General features: G+C 67.3%; 17 protein-coding genes. 6 read left to right on the top strand and 11 right to left on the bottom strand.

Features of this window, described 5'->3' with window-relative positions; all coding sequences use genetic code 11:
- The coding region (locus tag AUR65_RS10040; protein WP_084816424.1) for a hypothetical protein at positions 1–388 on the bottom strand (388 nt) is incomplete at its 3' end.
- Between the two features lie 88 nt (positions 389–476).
- Positions 477–1,385 (bottom strand): winged helix-turn-helix domain-containing protein, encoded by a 909-nt coding sequence (locus AUR65_RS10035; protein WP_058566767.1) that lies wholly within the window; start codon positions 1,383–1,385, stop codon positions 477–479.
- 147 nt (positions 1,386–1,532) lie between these two features.
- On the opposite strand from AUR65_RS10035, the gene AUR65_RS10030 reads away from it, so the two are divergent.
- Entirely contained in the window at positions 1,533–2,135 is a 603-nt protein-coding gene (locus tag AUR65_RS10030) for a DUF6149 family protein (RefSeq protein ID WP_058566766.1), read from the top strand.
- Positions 2,136–2,162: 27 nt separating this feature from the next.
- Here the strand turns inward: AUR65_RS10030 and AUR65_RS10025 are convergent, their stop codons facing one another.
- From AUR65_RS10025 to AUR65_RS10015, 3 genes are all read right to left on the bottom strand, one after another.
- Entirely contained in the window at positions 2,163–3,647 is a 1,485-nt protein-coding gene (locus AUR65_RS10025) for an MATE family efflux transporter (protein WP_058566765.1), read from the bottom strand.
- Positions 3,644–4,303: a TetR/AcrR family transcriptional regulator gene (locus tag AUR65_RS10020; RefSeq protein ID WP_058566764.1), complete on the bottom strand. Its 660-nt coding sequence runs from the start codon at positions 4,301–4,303 to the stop codon at positions 3,644–3,646. The genes AUR65_RS10025 and AUR65_RS10020 overlap by 4 nt, the downstream gene beginning before the upstream one ends.
- A 160-nt stretch (positions 4,304–4,463) precedes the next feature.
- Complete coding sequence (locus tag AUR65_RS10015; protein WP_058566763.1) at positions 4,464–5,777, bottom strand: NAD(P)/FAD-dependent oxidoreductase; 1,314 nt, start codon at positions 5,775–5,777, stop codon at positions 4,464–4,466.
- 96 nt (positions 5,778–5,873) lie between these two features.
- On the opposite strand from AUR65_RS10015, the gene AUR65_RS10010 reads away from it, so the two are divergent.
- The 3 genes from AUR65_RS10010 (at position 5,874) to AUR65_RS10000 (ending at position 9,406) form a co-directional block, all read left to right on the top strand.
- Positions 5,874–7,832, top strand: coding sequence for a histidine kinase N-terminal 7TM domain-containing protein (locus tag AUR65_RS10010; protein WP_058566762.1), 1,959 nt, complete (start codon positions 5,874–5,876; stop codon positions 7,830–7,832).
- 55 nt (positions 7,833–7,887) lie between these two features.
- Complete coding sequence (locus tag AUR65_RS10005; protein ID WP_058566761.1) at positions 7,888–8,769, top strand: homoserine kinase; 882 nt, start codon at positions 7,888–7,890, stop codon at positions 8,767–8,769.
- Between the two features lie 133 nt (positions 8,770–8,902).
- Positions 8,903–9,406: a universal stress protein gene (locus tag AUR65_RS10000; protein ID WP_058566760.1), complete on the top strand. Its 504-nt coding sequence runs from the start codon at positions 8,903–8,905 to the stop codon at positions 9,404–9,406.
- Positions 9,407–9,496: 90 nt separating this feature from the next.
- Here the strand turns inward: AUR65_RS10000 and pdxS are convergent, their stop codons facing one another.
- Complete coding sequence (gene pdxS / locus AUR65_RS09995) at positions 9,497–10,405, bottom strand: pyridoxal 5'-phosphate synthase lyase subunit PdxS (RefSeq protein WP_008095702.1); 909 nt, start codon at positions 10,403–10,405, stop codon at positions 9,497–9,499.
- Between the two features lie 639 nt (positions 10,406–11,044).
- Between pdxS and AUR65_RS09990 the strand changes: the two genes are divergently transcribed.
- On the top strand, positions 11,045–11,785 hold the full coding sequence (locus AUR65_RS09990; protein WP_058566759.1) for a DUF1405 domain-containing protein: 741 nt from the start codon (positions 11,045–11,047) through the stop codon (positions 11,783–11,785).
- Between the two features lie 69 nt (positions 11,786–11,854).
- Positions 11,855–12,910: a hypothetical protein gene (locus tag AUR65_RS09985; protein ID WP_058566758.1), complete on the top strand. Its 1,056-nt coding sequence runs from the start codon at positions 11,855–11,857 to the stop codon at positions 12,908–12,910.
- Between the two features lie 52 nt (positions 12,911–12,962).
- Here AUR65_RS09985 and AUR65_RS09980 read toward each other — a convergent pair whose 3' ends face one another.
- From AUR65_RS09980 to AUR65_RS09960, 5 genes are all read right to left on the bottom strand, one after another.
- Complete coding sequence (locus tag AUR65_RS09980; protein WP_139043145.1) at positions 12,963–13,211, bottom strand: DUF4242 domain-containing protein; 249 nt, start codon at positions 13,209–13,211, stop codon at positions 12,963–12,965.
- A 221-nt stretch (positions 13,212–13,432) separates the two neighbouring features.
- Entirely contained in the window at positions 13,433–14,377 is a 945-nt protein-coding gene (locus AUR65_RS09975; protein ID WP_058566757.1) for an HFX_2341 family transcriptional regulator, read from the bottom strand.
- Positions 14,378–14,428: 51 nt separating this feature from the next.
- Positions 14,429–15,553, bottom strand: coding sequence for a putative sulfate/molybdate transporter (locus AUR65_RS09970; RefSeq protein ID WP_058566756.1), 1,125 nt, complete (start codon positions 15,551–15,553; stop codon positions 14,429–14,431).
- A 117-nt stretch (positions 15,554–15,670) separates the two neighbouring features.
- Positions 15,671–16,054, bottom strand: a complete 384-nt coding sequence (locus tag AUR65_RS09965; protein WP_058566755.1) for a hypothetical protein — start codon at positions 16,052–16,054, stop codon at positions 15,671–15,673.
- 73 nt (positions 16,055–16,127) lie between these two features.
- On the bottom strand, positions 16,128–16,694 hold the full coding sequence (locus tag AUR65_RS09960) for a cysteine hydrolase family protein (protein WP_058566754.1): 567 nt from the start codon (positions 16,692–16,694) through the stop codon (positions 16,128–16,130).
- Positions 16,695–16,719 lie beyond the last annotated feature (25 nt).

Raw genomic sequence — 16,719 nt, 5'->3', positions numbered from 1 at the left:
TCTCACCGAGCCGCTCGATGAAGCCGCCGTCAGTAGCGGCGGGGCACTCCGACGGTGCCGACGCCGCGTCGTCGCCGCCGCGAGCGAGTGCGTCGCGGACAACGCGGCCGACGCGGACGACGCGACTGGATACGCCGCTGGCGGCGACGATATCGACACCGCCGCGAACCACGGCGATGCCGACCGCGAAGCCGAGCGGCCAGCCCAAGAACAGCGCCACGAGACCGAGACCGGGTGCGAGCGGGGCGACGAGCGCCGCGACAGCGGTGGCCGCGAAGACACCGAAGACCGCCGCGACCGCGACGAGAGCGGCCTCTGAAAGCGTCCTGAACCCCCGTGGAAGCGTCTCTCGCACGTCGCCGCGGCCGGGATGAGTATCGTTGAACATGGTCGTTCTCCTCGTTTGGAGGGACGACCGCCGACACCAAAATAGTAATCTGAATTACATTTCTGTAAGCGGGCTTACCGTAGCGCGCTTATGAAATTCGTTCGATAGGTTCGACCGCGGAGTCGACGACCGACAGGTCGCCGTCGAGTTCGACGGTGAGCGCCTCGTCGTCCTGTTCGATGCGGACGCGGATGCGCCACGGCTCCTCCGAGACGACGGTGAGCGCCTCGTCGCCGACGACCCACGGGAACCGCCAAAACGGCGTCCCGCACACGTCTTCGCCCCGCGAGGAGAGGAAGCCGAGGACCGTCGACTCGTCGAGCAGGACCAGTCCCACGGGCGAGACGGCCTCGTAAGCGCACTGGGCACAGCGGTGGGTCACGACCACGTCGAGGTCGAACGGATCGGCGTCGCGGGACAGCGAGGTGCCCGTCGTCCCGCCGCACTCGGGGCAGACGCCGTCGGCGGCGAGGCAATGGAGGTGTCGCACGCGCTGGTCGAACGCCGAGAGGAGCGCCTCCGACGAGCGCCCTTCGAGGCCGCCGGGCGGGAACTCCTCGCGGGCGTGGGTCCGCGCGCAGTCCGCACAGGAGATGGTGAGTTTCTCGTCGCCGTAGTCGGCTTCGAGCGACCCGCCGCAGGCGACGCAGGAACCGGGTGCCGAAAAGGCGGGGAGGACGGGGTCCTCGTTGAACGTCCCAGCGAGCACGGCGCGGACGACCTTCTCGCCGGCGTGGCGGAAGTCGTAGCCGTCGTCGGTCTTGCGGACGAACTGGCCGCGGAGCTTTCCGAGGTGGTAGTTGAACCGCGCGCTGTCGTCAACGCCGACCCGTCGGCGGAGTTCGGAGAAGGGGACGGGTCGGTCGGGTGACTCCCAGAGCGCTTCGAGGATGGTGAGTCGGGTCTCGTCGGCGACGATGCCGAACGCTTCGGCCGGCGAGATGCAGTCGTCGCACTCGAGGACCGAGTCCTCGCGGACGGATGCGGAGTCGCTCATACCACCCACATGCGGGCGAACCGCATTAAATCACGTCGTCAAGACTCGTTCAGTACCCCAGCGCGCATCGCGACTGCGCCCGGACCGCGCGCCGCCGTCCCCGGAGACGTGGTCTTTAGGTGTATCCGACCCGAAGCGAACGACGAAATGAAGATTCGCCAGAACATCCGCCACTTCGCGACGAAGAAGGCCCTCACCATGCCGGTCATCGGCGACATCGCCACCGAGAAGATGGTGGACCTCCACGTTCGCATCTTCGGCGAGCGCGCGGACCCCGACCGCAGAGAGGAGCGCGAAGCCCACATGGCGGCGTTCTTCGAGTGCACCTTCGACACCTACCTCGCGGCGCTCGACGCCGGCTTCCCCGAGGCCGAGGCCCGCGAGATAACCCACGTGCAGGCCAACTTCGACTTCTACAACCACGGCTGGACCGAGATGATGGAGATTCCGGTCGACGAGGTCGAGGCCCACTACGAGCGCTACGAGGAGTTCTTCGAGCGCCACGGCATCGACATCGCGGAGCCGCTCGGCGAGTTCCGGACCATCGACATCCCGGACGCGCCCGCGACGCTCGACAAACTCGACGACCCCGACCACCCCCACGCGGAGGGCGGCTTCGCCGACGACGTGTACGTCGAAGACGAGTCCGGCGAGGTCGGCGTCGGCGGGGCCGACGAGCCCGAAGACGTGGACGTGTCGGCCGCGCCGGGGATGCAGGACGTCGACAGCACCGACGAGAAGACCGCTTAGAAGAGACCGCGCGGAGCCGGGACCCGCTCAGTCGTCGGACGGCACGCGGGGGCCGACGTCGACGACGCTGTTTTTCCACGTCCCGCGGGTGAACCACCCCAACGCGAGCAGCGCCACCCCGACGTTCGAGAAGGCGATGCCGTACCAGATGCCGGTCGGGCCCATGGAGAAGAACTCCACGAGCACGAACGACGCCGGGATGCGCAGCACCCACAGCGAGATGAGCGAGAACACCATCGCCGTCCGGGTGGACCCGCTCCCGCGGAACCCGCCGTTGACGACGTTGAAGGCCCCGAGGAACAGGAACGTCGGGCCGATAATGCGCAGGTAGTCCACGCCGATGGCGATGACCGCCTCCTCGCCGGGGATGAACACCGCGACGATGGGTTCGGCGAACAGGTAGGCGGCGGCGGAGACGAACACCAGCGCGGTGACGATGATGCCGACGCCCCAGAACACCGCGCGTTCGGCGCGCTCGGCCTGGTCAGCGCCGAGGTTCTGGCCGACGACGGTCGAGGTCCCCTGCGCGAGGCCGATGGCCGGCAGGAAGACCAGCGAGTTGAGGCGGTTGCCGATACCGAACGCGGCGACCGCGGTCTCGGTGCTGGCCCCGCCGGCGTTGACGGCGGCGTAGGCGACGAGCGCCGTGAGGGCGGTCACGCCGAGCGCGCGGGTCGACTGCTCGATGCTCGACGGCGCGCCGATGCGGACGATGCGCTCGACCATCTCGCGCTTCGGAATCAGGTCGCGCGGCGAGAGGCTGATGCCGACCCGTCCCGACAACAGGAGCCAGAAGCCGACGAGCGCGCCGACGCCGCGGGAGAACACCGTGGCGATGGCCGCGCCCTGCACGCCGAAGCCGGTGAAGCCGGTCGCGGCGAACAGCGACTGCCGGAGCCCTTCGAGGCCGAGGAGGCCGAATATCGGGTTCCCGTCGAACCCGAGGATGAGGAACGGGTCGAGGAAGACGTTGATGACGACGCCGAGCGCCATCAGGTACATCGGCGTCTTGGTGTCGCCCCACCCGCGGAGCAGCGCCTGGAAGATGAAGAAGCCGAACATGAACGCGACGCCGAGGAAGATGGTGCGCGTGTACTCGACCGCCAACTGGTGGACCTCGGTGCCGGGCGTCGTCCCGATGAGCGGGAGCAGTATCGGCGTCAACAGATAGCCGATGACCGCGAACCCGGCCGAAAGCAGGATGACGAACCCGAGGGTCTGACCGGCGGCGCGGTCGACCGCGTCGTGGTTGCCAGCGCCCTTGTTCTGGGCGACGAGGACCGTCCCCGCGACGGTGAACCCGCCGCCGAACGAAATCATGAGGAAGACGAGCGGCCACGAAAAGGACAGCGCCGAGACGGCCTCGGAGCCGACGCGCCCGACCCAGAAGGTGTCGGCGAGGTTGTACGCGACCTGCATGATTTGCGAGAAGACGAGCGGCAGCGACAGCACCAACATCGGCTTGACGAGGTCGCCGTCGACGAGGTTGACGTCCTTCGGCTTCGCGCTCATTCTGCGCCCTCCTCGCGCACGAGGTTCTCGACGACGAACTCGTCGAGCGCGGCGCGGACTTCGGTGGGCGCGTCGAAGGCGGACTGGCTCGCCGTCTCGGTTCCCGAGGGGTCGGTCACGGCGACGCGCTGGAGGCGCGCGCCGTCGAGCGCGGCGAAGAGGAGCGACGCGGTTCGGTCGGCGTCGACCTCGCGGAAGTGGCCTTGCTCGATGCCCTCGCGGATGATGTCGGCGAAGCGGCGGCGGATGACCGCCTCGTTGCGGGCGATCTGCTCGCGGTAGGCCTCGACGTACGGGGCCTGCGTCCGCAGTTCGTTGAGGGCGAGTCCGAAGCGGTCGTAGTCGCCGTCGTCGTCGCCGTCGGGGACCATCTTATCGAGGAGGACCCGGAGGCGCGTCTCGGGGGCGTCGCCCTCGGTCGCGGCGACCCGCTCCTCGAAGCGGTCGAACAGGTAGCCGAGGAACGAGACGAGGAGTTCCTGTTTCGTCCCGTAGTGGTAGTGGAGGAGGGACTTGCTCTTTCCGGCCTCGTCGGCGATTCGCTGCATCGTCAGGTCCGCGTAGCCGTGGGCGCACAGCGCCCGGTAGGTCGCGGCCATCAGTTCTTCGTGGACCTCGTCGGGGACCGACTGGTCCGGCGTTTCGTCTGCACTCACTAACTGACTAGTCAGTCAGCTACTTAAAAAGAGGTTGCGAACGAGAAACCGATTGCCGGTAAGTGTGCGACTAGAAGCCACGAGACGCGACAGCACGCGGGAAGACGACCCGCCGCGAGAAGTCAGAAAAAAGCCCGAGAGAGTCGGCGGTACGGTCGCGCTACAGGCTGCGGTCGATGCGGTCAGCGACCTCGTAGCCGGCGACGATACCGCCGTTGAGCGACCGTTCGGGGTACTGCGCTTCCGACGCCATCCCCGCGTAGTAGACGCCCTCGGCCACGTCGTCGCCGAGGTCGTACGGCACCACGAGGTCGAGGTAACCCCGTTCGTACACCGGCCCCGCCCGCGGGTTACGTGCGATTTCGAACTCCTCGATTGCCGAGCGGTCGAACTCGGGGAACATGTCTGCTATCTCGTCGAACCACACGTCTTCGACCTCCTCGTCGCTCATCTGCCAGAGCTCTTCGTGCGGCCCCTGGACGTAGCTCGCGATGTACAGCAGGTGGTCGCCGCCGTAGCGCTCTTTCGGCACGAAGTTCGTGTGCTCGATGAGCGACCCGAACGGCGCGTCGTGGGCGATGTTGAGCCAGTAGGTGTCCATCAGCGACTCCGACATGGTCGCCAGCCCGCAGACCGCCCCCTGGAAGTCGATGTCGCAGGGGAAGCCCGTGAGGTCTTCGAGCACGTTCGGCATCGTCGCCACGACGACCGACTCGACCTCGTGGGTCTCGGCCCCGTCGTCGGTGTCGACCGTCAGCGTCGAGACCGCCTCGCCGTCGGTGTCGAGTTCGGTCACGCGCGCGCCGGTCTCGATGTGCTCGCGGCCGACTGCCTCGACCAGCGCGTCGATGAAGGGCGCGAAGCCGCCGTCGAAGTAGCCGAGTTTCTCGCCGCGCAGCAGGTCGCGCTCGCCGCGGAAGCGCACGCGCCCGAGGAACCACGACGCCGACACGTCGTGTTTGCGCTCGCCGAACTTGCCGTCCAGAAGCGGGTCCACGAAGTTGTCGTAGACGCCGCGGGTCGTGTGCTCGACGACGAACTCCTCGATGGGGGTGTGTTCGTACTCGGCGAGTTCCTCGTAGGCGTCGAAATCGGGGATGCCACCGCGCACGTCGACACCGAGGGTGAGCATGCCGAGGCGGAACTTGTCGTAGAGGCTCATGTGGGGGTAGGCGGCGATTTGCCAGGCGGTGTCGAGGGGGTGGACGACGCCGTCGACGTAGTAGGCGTTCTTGCCGATGCGCCACTCCAAGTCGTCTTCGAGGCCGAGTTCCTCGGCGAGTTCGACGATGGTCTCTTCGGACTTCGAGAGGTGGTGGTAGAACTTCTCGATGTCGTCGCCTTTCGTGTCGTAGGTTGCGGCGAGGCCGCCGAGAGAGTCGGCCGCCTCGAAGACTCGAACGTCGTGACCCCGGTTCTGGAGCCGGTACGCCGCGGCGAGGCCCGCGATGCCGCCGCCGACGATGCCTATCATGCCCCGACGTTCGGTGTCGGGTGGAAAGTCCTTTCTGATTGGCCGGTTCCGACGCCGACGGTGGGAGTTTTAACCCCTGTAAACAGAAAGCCGGACATGCACGGCGCCCCGTACTGGCAAGCGACGCCGTACACGATTCCAATCGGAGTCGGTGCGGTCCTCTTCGTCGTTCTCGGCGCGTACCTCTTTCGCCGCCGGACGGAGCGCCGCCTCGTCCCCGGCGCGACCCTCGGCGCGCTCCTGTTGTTCGCCTCTGGGATTTGGATGGGGACGTACGCGCTCGAACTCTCCGTGACCGACTTCTCCACGAAGGTCCTGTTGAACCAGCTCAGCTACTTCGGCATCGCGCCGCTCCCGCTCCTGTGGTTCGCCTACGTGCTCCGCCACGCGGGCGTGAAAATCGACTCCCGTGCCGCGTGGGCCGCGCTCTGTACCGTTCCGGTCGCCGTCGTCGCGCTCGTGCTGACGAACCCGTGGCACAGCCTCATCTGGACGGACCTCTGGCTCGACGCCGAACACGGCTACCTCGTCCTCGTCAACGAACACGGCGCCGCCTTCGCCGGCTTCATCATCTACGCCTACGCGCTCATCCTGCTCGGCTGTGCGGCCCTCGCTCGGACGCTCCTGCGGTCCGACGGCATCTACCGGAAGCAGACGCTCGCGCTCCTCGGCGGCGGGCTCGTCCCGACGGTCGGCGGCGTCGTCTACGTCGCTGGACTGAGTCCGGTCCCGGGCCTCAACATCCCCGTACTGGCCTTCTCGGCCGCCTCGGGTGCCGTCGCGTGGAGCGTCTTCCGGCACCGCCTGTTCACGCTCGTCCCCGTCGCGTGGGAGTCGGCCGTCGAGTCGATGCACGACGCGGCGCTCGTCCTCGACGACGAGGGGCGCGTTCTCGACGTCAACCCCGCGGGCGAGCAGTTCCTCTCGATACCGGTCTCGGACGCCTACGGTGAGCCCGTCGTGCGCGTCCTCCCCGCGGAAATCGTCGACGCCCTCGACGGCGTGCCGAACTCGGCCGCGGAGACGGAGACGACGGTCGAGACGGACGACGGCGAGCGCGCCCTCCTCGTGGAGACGACGCCGCTGGGCGACAAAGCGAACATGACGGGGACGCTCGTCCTCGTCCGCGACGTGACGGAACGGGTCGAACGCGAGCGGCGACTCGAACGCCAGAACGAGCGGCTCGACGAGTTCGCGTCGGTGGTCTCCCACGACCTTCGGAACCCGCTCACCGTCGCCCGCGGCTACCTCGAACTCGCGGCCGAGACCGGCGACGAGGAGTACTTCGAGCGAATCGAAGACGCCCACGACCGGATGGAGGCCATCATCGAGGACCTGCTCACGCTGGCCCGCGAGGGCGAGACGCTCACCGACGTGACGCCGGTCGCCCTGCGGACGGTCGCACAGGAGGCGTGGGACAGCACCGTCGTCGGCGACGCGACGCTCGACGTTCGGGTCGACCGGGCCATCGCCGCCGACCGCGGGCGACTCCGACAGCTGTTCGAGAACCTGTTTCGGAACGCCGTCGAGCATGGCTCGACGGGCAGTCGGGATGCTCCCGACGACGCTGTGGAACACGGTTCCACAGACAACCAGACTGCGTCTGGTGACGCCGTCGAGCATGGCTCGACGGGCAGTCGGGATGCTTCCGACGACGCTGTGGAACACGGTTCCACAGGCAACCAGACTACGTCTGGTGACGCCGTCGAGCATGGCTCGACGGGCAGTCGGATTCCATCCGACGACGCCGTCGAGCACGGCGGCGAAGACGACGACTCGCTCACGGTCGTCGTCGGCGCGCTCGACGACGGCTTCTACGTCGAGGACGACGGCACCGGAATCCCCGAATCGGACCGCGACGACGTGTTCGAGCGGGGCTACACGACCCACGAGAACGGGACCGGATTCGGCCTGCCAATCGTCAAGACGGTCGCGGACGCCCACGGCTGGTCCGTCTCGCTCGCCGAATCGGACGCCGGCGGGGCGCGGTTCGAGTTCACCGGCGTCGAGACCGAACCCGAGCCCGCGAACGCGGAACAGTCGACAAGCGACTGAGGGGTCGGTTGCGACGTTCGCCACATTTTTATCTGCGATAAGGCAACAGCGGGGCATGGTTACGGTCCGCGCACCCGCCACGAGCGCCAACCTCGGAAGTGGGTTCGATGTCTTCGGCGTGGCTCTCGACCGCCCCGCCGACATCGTTCACGTCGAACGGGCGGACCGGACGACAATCGAAGTGACCGGCGTCGGCAGCCAGTACATCCCGACCGACCCCGACCGGAACGTCGTCGGCGCGGTCGCGGAGGCGCTCGACGCCCCCGCGCACATCCGCATCGATAAGGGCGTCCGCCCGTCGTCCGGACTCGGGTCGTCGGCGGCGAGCTCGGCCGCCGCCGCCGTCGCGCTGAACGAACTGTACGACCGCGGCCTCTCGCGCGAGGAACTCGTCCCCGTCGCCGCCGAGGGCGAGGCGGTCGTCTCCGGCGAGGCCCACGCCGACAACGTCGCGCCCGCGCTCCTCGGCGGGTTCACCGTCGCGACCGACGAGGGCGTCACGACCGTCGACGCCGACATCCCGCTCGTCGCCTGCCTCCCCGAAATTGCGGTCTCGACCCGCGACGCCCGGCGGGTCGTCCCGAGCGACGCCAGCATCGAGGACATGGTCCACACGGTCGGCCGGGCGGCGACCCTCGCGGTCGGGATGTGCCGCCGCGACGCCGACCTCGTCGGCGCGGGGATGGACGACCGCGTCGTCACGCCCGCGCGGGCGGAACTCATCAACGGCTACCACGTGGTCCGCGAGGCCGCCCTCGACGCGGGCGCGTCCGGCGTCACCGTCTCGGGTGCCGGACCCTCGGTCCTCGGCGTCTGCCAAGCGGCCGACCGCACCCGCGTCGCCGGCGCGATGCTCGAAGCCTTCGACGAGGCGGACGTGAACGCCCGCGCCTACAAGACGCGGGTCGGCCGCGGGGCGGAAGTATTCGAACTCTGAGTGGTACAGAGAGAACCACACTCACACTCGTTTCTCGACTTTTCTCGCGTCTGAGCTACTGTAACGCGTTGACGCGGTCGGTGGTAACACGATTCCGAGAAGACTTTTCTCACTATCACGATATATTCGAATCATGGAACGAGCACTCGTCGTCGTCTCCCCCGAAGAACGGTCGCACCGAATCCTCCGCGAGGCGGGCGAACTCGCCGCCGGCAGCGGCGCGGAACTCGTCGTCCTCACGGTTCTGCCGGACGAGGAGTTCGAGCGGACCCGCTCGGCGCTCGCCAGCGTCGGCTCCTCGGACGTCGTCTACGGCATCGACCAGGCCATCGAGTCGGCCACCCGTCGCGCCAAGGGCGTCGCCCGCGAGGCGTTCGAGGGACTGGACCTCGACTACCGCATCGTCGCCGACATCGGTCCCGAGGCGGACACCATCCTCGAAACGGCCCGCTGGGAGGGCTGTGACCACCTGTTTATCTCCGGTCGCCGTCGCTCGCCCGCCGGCAAGCTCATCTCCCGCGACCTGACGCAGTCGGTCATGCTCAACTTCGACGGTCCGGTCACCGTCCTCCTCGGCGAGGAATCGTCCGAGGACGCGAAGGAAAACGAGAAGGGGAAGTCGGGACTCCTCGCCTGAGAGCGGACGCCGAGACCGAAGAAAAGCGGAACCGGAAAGAATCGAAAGCCGAGACGGTGAGTCGGTCGTCGTTCGCCGAGTATCGCCGCGTTAGACGCCGCGGCCCTGCAGTTTGTCCTCGTCGGCCATGCCGACGTTCGCCTCGCCTTTCATGCCCTTGCCGATGCCGGAGGCGATGTCGGCGAGCGTGTCGGGGTCGTCCCAGTTGTTGACGGCCTCGACGATGGCTTCGCCCATCTGTTCTGGGTCCTCCGCGCCGAAGATGCCGGAGCCCACGAAGATACCGTCGCACTCGTGGTACATCATGAGCGCGGCGTCCGCGGGCGTGGCGATACCGCCGGCCGCGAAGTTGACGACGGGCAGGCGACCCATCTCGGCCGTCTCGTGGACGAGTTCGGCGGGCGCTTCGTGCTCGCGGGCCCACTTCTCGCGCTCGTCGAAGTTGAGGCCGGTGAGCGTCCGAATCTGGTGTTTGATGGTGCGCTGGTGCGTGACGGCCTGGTTCACGTCGCCGGTGCCGGCCTCGCCCTTGGTGCGAATCATCGCCGCGCCCTCGTTGATGCGGCGGAGCGCCTCGGGGAGGTTGCGCGCGCCGCAGACGAACGGCGAGGTGAACTCGCGCTTGTCGATGTGGTAGTCGTTGTCCGCCGGGGTGAGCACCTCGCTCTCGTCGATCATGTCCACGCCGATGGATTCGAGAATCTGCGCCTCGGTGTAGTGACCGATGCGGGCCTTCCCCATCACCGGGATGGAGACGGCGTCGATAATCTCCTTGACCGTCTCGGGGTCGGCCATGCGGGAGACTCCGCCGCGCTTGCGGATGTCCGCCGGGACGGCTTCGAGCGCCATGACGGCGACCGCGCCGGCTTCCTCCGCGATTTTCGCTTGCTCTGCGTCGACGACGTCCATGATGACGCCGCCCTTCTGCATCTGGGCGAACCCGCGCTTGACGAGTTCGGTCCCGCGCCGAAGCTCCTCCAGGTCGGTCTCCTCTGGCATATCCGTCGCTTGCGACTGGGTTTACTTAAGCGGTCGCTTCCATCCGTCAACAGTTCGCATTCCACACAGGACGTGTTTCGCGGTCGGCGACTCGGCCCGTCGTGTCGCTGTTAAAGTAATCACTCCGTGACAGGAGTGGTGTGTGAATGGCGGAATGACCCCGTCACAGCACCGAAGAACGACCGCCGACTGGTGGGTTCGGTAGCGTCACCACACCGGACCGCTCACGGGTCCAGCGCGCCTCGATAGAATTGTTTTCGCCATCGAAACATCTTCTGTCACAATACGACCGACTACCGTCGGGATACGCGGTTAGTAGTTGGGGGAATTTCCCCCAACTACGCCCTGAACCGAGCGGGCATCTCGGTTGGGCAAAATGCCGGTGTTAATCTCAGAGGCACCCCGGCATTGCACGTTTTTTACATATGCTATTAAGTGTGGTGTTCGAACAGACGTCTCTGAGACATCGACCGAACAGACCGAACACAGCCGCGTAAGACGTGTCCGTCATCCGCCGCAGACCAATGTGTATCATGTTTCTGCTACTTTGGCGGAGCGTCACCGTGTGTCGGGTCCGCGACTCCGGCCGCAGTCACCGAGACCGGCATCACTTTTGCGTCCCCCCGCTTCGGCGTGAACATGGACGCGGCGACCCGACTGCGCCGACTGCTCGATGACCCTCGCCAGCTCTTTCAGGACGACGGCCTCCCGGCGGGAACCGACCTCCCGCGGTGGCTCGCGCCCCTGCCGGAGTGGCTGGAGAACTTCGGCCTCAACATCGCGTGGCTCGTGGTCGTCATCAACCTCGTCGGGACCGCCTTCGGCTTCTGGTACTACGGCTACCAGTTCAGCATCGAACCGACCGCGATGTGGCCGCTCGTCCCCGACAGCCCCGTCGCCACGCTGTTCATCGCGCTGTCGCTCGCGCTCTGGAAACTCGGGCGGTCGAACGAGTACGTCAACGCCCTCGCGTTCTTCGGCTGTCTCAAACTCGGGCTGTGGACCCCGTACGTCCTCCTCGTGTTCAAAAGCGACTTCTCGTACCTCCATTGGGCGATGTACAACTTCCTCTTTTGGAGCCACCTCGCCATGGTCGTCGAGGCGTTTCTCATCCAGCGGTACGCCGAGTTCCCGTCTCTCGCCGTCCTCGTCGCGGTCGGCTGGTACGCCCTCAACGACCTCGTGGACTACTTCGTCCCGCTCGTCGGCACGCCGCACCACACCCTCATCCCGGCCGAGCCAATCGTCGACGGCGTCGTCCAGCACGTCTCGCCCGCCCACGAGTACGCCGCGGCGGGCGCGATTCTCCTGACGGTCGCGGCGACGTACCTCGCGCTCACGACGCGGGTCGCAAAGCTCGAACGCGGCGGCATCGACTGACTCGGAACCCGACCCGTCGCGGCCGACTCGGACGTAGCCTTTTGCCCCGCCGCGCCCAAGCCACGGGCGATGCGCCTCTTCGACCGCGTGGCCGACCTGCCGCTGACCGTGGAGTCCGTCTCCCGCGACCGCTTCGAGAGCGACACGTCCAGCGGATTCCTCCGCAAGACGACGGTGTTCTCGCTCGCCGGCGACGGCGCAGTCGGGCGCGGTGAGGACGTGACGTACGACGCCGAGGACCACGACGCCCTCGCGGACGCGCCCGAGGACGCCTTCGACCTCGCCGGAAGCTACGACTCCTTCGCCGAGTTCTCCGCGGCGCTCGACGGGGTCGACCTGTTTCCGACGAAGGCCCCCGAGCGCGAGACGGCCGAACACTACCGGCGCTGGGCGCTCGAATCCGCCGGCCTCGACCTCGCGCTCCGGCAGGCCGGCACCGACCTCGCGTCCGCGGTGGACCGCGAGCGCGACCCGCTTCGCTTCGTCGCGAGCACCCGCCTCGGCGACCCGCCGTCGGCCGACCGCGTCGAGATGCTCCTCGACCGCGACCCCGACTGCGAGTTCAAACTCGACCCGACAACGGATTGGCACGACGAGCTTGTGGCGTCGCTCGCCGCCCACGACCGGGTCCGCATCCTCGACCTCAAGGGCCAGTACGAGGGAACCGAGGTGGACCAGGAACCAGACCCGGAACTCTACGAGCGCGTCCTGTCGGGCTTTCCCGACGCCGTCGTGGAGGACCCGGCGTTCACCGACGAGACGCGCCCGCTGTTCGACGGCCACGAGGGGCGCGTCTCGTGGGACGCCCCGATTACCGGCGTCGAATCCGTCGAAGCCCTGCCGTTCGAGCCGTCGTGGCTGAACGTCAAGCCCTCGCGGTTCGGCACGGTCGAATCGCTGTTCGACACCATCGAGTACGCCGACGAACGCGGGATGTCGCTGTACGGCGGCGGCCAGTTCGAACTCGACGTGGGCCGCGACCACATCCAACTGCTCGCGTCGGTGTTCTACCCCGACGGTCCGAACGACGTGGCCCCCCGCGAGTACAACCTCCCCGACCCGCCGGCTGGCCTGCCGACGAGTCCGCTCGTGCCGTCGGCTGCCCCGTCTGGACTGGACTTCTAAGAACCGAAAACCACACTCCAAAGAGACACGCCGAGGGGTGCGCGCGCCGCGCTTACTCGCCTTGCTGCACTTCGAATATCTCGTCGGCGACGAGGCCGTGGGCCTCCTCGTGGACTTTCGCTCCGGCCTCCTTGTTCGGTGCCTCGAAGAGGCAGAAGACCGCGCCGTCCGTCTCGTCTACCCAGTAGTGTTTGTAGTTGACTCCGTACTTGCCCTGCGTCTCGAGGTCGGCGCGGTGGGCTTCAGCGACGTCTTTCGCACTCCCCTCTACGTTCCGGTGTACGTCCATGTATAGCGGCATGGGTGCTAGAAGATAGCATTCCAGAGCGGATAATCGTTCTTGAGTATTTATTAGAATATCCTGATACAACTGTCAGGGGTTCGCTCAATCGAGTTGTCTCTGGATGAGCCCTCACGAGGTGGTATCAAATAGTAGCCATGAAAACGCCGCTGTGCCGACCGTGGCATCCGGTCCCCCCGGTCTAAAACGGGTCGTCCGCGGTCGCCCTCTTTCTCGACTGTTTACTCGTCGCTCGTCCGGAACTCGTCGCTGTCGGCGTGGGCGCGGACCCACAACTCGCCGATGCGGGAGAGGCGCGTCCGGTAGGACTTCCCGCGTTCCTCCTGTTCGATGTAGCCCTTGCCGCCGGGGCCGAGGCGGTCGACGTTGTAGATGACCTTCGACCGGAAGGAGTCGGTGTACTCCTCGTTCATCTCGCGGGCGAGCGCCTCCGCGAGTTCGGAGACAGACCCGAACTCGCCGTGTTCGCCGAGTTTGAACAGGATGACCTCCTCGAACGGTTTGACGTTGGAGAAGGAGGCCACCGGGAGTTCGACGATGTGGCGGCCGTCAATCTGCTTCGCGCCGATGGTCGTGCCGCGCTCGTCGAACTCCGACAGCAGGTCGGAGGTGGCGTCGAGGCGCTCGCGGATGCGGTCGGCGTCGATTTCGCCGGATTCGAGGAGGTCCTGCAGGAGCGCGCGCTCGGTTCGCAACTCCTCTGCGAGTTCGGTTTCGAGGTACTTCTCGGGGGCCGTGTAGTAGGTGTGAATGCGCTCGCGGTCGGCCTGTCGCTCGACCATGATGGAGTGGGCGGCGGTGGCGAAGGCAAAGGAGACGGGCCGGGGCATCGCGCTCACGTTGACCCACACCTCGCCGGGTTCGTCGTCGTCGCCGCGGAGTTCGTCGTCGGCGTCGAGTTCGGCGTTGATGAGGTCGTACGCCTGCTCGAACGCCGCGTCGTAGTCGTACACGTCGTCGACGATGACGCGTTCGGTCTCCGCGCCGAGGAGGTTCTCGAAGTCCTTGCCGAGTTTGCCCGAGAGGTTCTTCGAGTACTCGACGTTCGCCTCGCTCCCGACGGCCCCCTCGAGGAGGATGACGCGGTCCACGTCCAACTGATCGCGGATGAGCGGCGCGATGAGTCGGTCGTAGTCGAAGCCGACGGGAACGATGTGCGTCTGCATACGTGGTACGTGGGTGGGGTTGGTTATGAAACCGACCAACTGACCCGACTATCACACCCCGTCCCACACGGCCCGCCCCCAGCGCTCCCACGCCAGCCACGCCACCACGCCGCCGACGAACGCGACGCCCAGATTCACCGCGACACCGACGACGCCGATGGCGACCACGAGGGGGTAGCCGTCCGCGCGGGACAGACTGGTCAGACTCGTCCGCGCCAGTTGCAGGCCGATAATCGCCAGGATGACGCCGAGCATGGCGACCGGGTAGGCGGCGACCACGTCCACGGCGAACAGGGCGACGAGGACGTAGCCGACCCCGAGAATCACGTTCGCGCCGGCGGTCCGCGCGCCGAAGGCGTACTTGCCGGCGACGCCGCCGCTGCCGTGGCACATGGGAAACCCGCCGAAGGGGACCGCGAGGAGGTTCATCGCGCCCATGCTGGTGGCGAGTTCGTCGGCGGAGACGTCGCGGTCGAAGTAGTCCGCGAGCAGGACCGACGTGGCGAGCGCGGCGTTGCCGACGGTCATCGCCAACTGGGCGACCGCGGCCTCGGCGACCGAGAACGAGAGGTCGTCGAGCGAGAACAATCGGGCGTCGCCGACCGACGGGACCGCGAGCGACAGGTGTCCCACGTCGACGACGGCGACCGCGCCGCCGACCGCGAGGACGGCGAGGGCGCTCAGGTTCGAGCGCTTGGTGAGGAGGGCGACGGCGGCGACGGCGACCGCGAGGCCGGCGAGCGGGAGGTCGCCCGCGCCGAGTTCGAGCCCGGTCGACAGGAGGACGAGCGCGACGCCGAACTGGACGCCGCGGACGACCGGCGCGCCGATGTAGCGGCTTACGCGGTCGAGCGAGCGAGTCCGACCGATAGCGAGGAGAACGACGCCGAGGCCGAACCCGGCGAGGAGCGCCTCGCCGGTCGTAACCGTCTCGGCGAGGACGAGCGCGGCCAGCGCCTTCATCGGTTCGACCGACAGCGGGGCCGCGTAGTACAGCCCCCAGACGACCTGAAACACGCCGAACCAGACGAGCACGACCGCCAGCGAGAGGTCGGTCAGGCGGGCGACGGCGACGACGATGGGGAGGACCGTAACCGAATCACCTACCGCGCCGGTGAACTCGTGCCACTCGAAGTCCACCACGAGTTCGTCGCCGTACGGGAAGGAGACGCCCATTTGGATGGTGATTCCGCGCCGACAGGGAAATGTATTTGCGTAATCAGGAGACGGAACGATGGTGGGGTGGTGAAACTGGTAGTAGTTACGCCCCCGCTCGACCGGCGGAACCGACGCTCACTCGAACGTCGAGAGGTCGAAGTGGACGCCGCCGCGGAGGTAATCGACGCCCATGAACAGCATCACGGGGGCGAGCAGGAGCACGAACAGTCCGCCGAAGTACGGGTCGCCACGGGGGTCGAAGACGGACGAGAGACCGTTCGCGAGTACGGCCAGTCCGAAGCAGACGTAGCCCGCGCCCGCGACGACGTGCCACCGGAGCGTCGTCGACCCGAGAGCGACCGACTCGCGCAGGCCGGCGACGACCAACAGCACACCGGCGGCAGCGAACAGCGCGAACCGGGCGACTGAAAGCGGGTGGGCGAGCGCGCCGAGAAGCGCGAGGGCGACCGCGATGAGTAGGTCGAACACACCGACGACGGCGAGAAATCGGCGGTCCATATGCACCACTCCCACCAGTTAAATGTAAAACTACCCACAATTTGTGGATGGCTGTGGAAGGTGGTCCGACCGCTCACCGCGTCGTCGACAGGTCGCCCGACTCGACGACTGTCGCGAACTCCCGGTTCAGGTGCGCCAGCGCGGTGCGGTGCATCTCGTCGGCCGAAAAGCGCTCGCCATCGTAGCTCTCGCGGTCGAACGTCGCGGTCGCGTCCGCGGGGAGGTACACCTCGAAGCCGAGGTTCTCGGCCATCCGAGTGGTCGTCGAGACGCAGTGGTCGGTCGTGAGGCCGCAGACGACGAGCGTCGAGTGGTCGCGCTCGCGGAGCCACGCTTCGAGGTCGGTCCCGATGAAGCCGCTGTTGACGCGCTTCGTGAACACCGGTTCGCCGTCGGCGGGTTCGGCCTCGGGCTTCCACGCGAAGCCTTCCTCGTCACTCCGGAGCGGCGAGTCGGGTTCGGTGGAGTCGTGGCGGACGTGGACCACCGGGCGGTCGGCCGCGCGCCACGCCGCGAGCAGGTCGGCGACGCGCGCCTCCATCTCGGGGTTGTTGCGGTCGCCCCACGCGGGGTTATCGAAGCCAACCTGCATGTCGATACAGACGAGCACGGCGTCGTCGGGGAGGTCGGCAGCGGTCATCGGTCGGCCCTCGAATCGGTGACCA

Source organism: Haloferax marisrubri (assembly GCF_001469875.2).
Taxonomy (GTDB): Archaea; Halobacteriota; Halobacteria; order Halobacteriales; family Haloferacaceae; genus Haloferax; species Haloferax marisrubri.
This window is presented reverse-complemented; position numbering and strand designations above follow the sequence as displayed.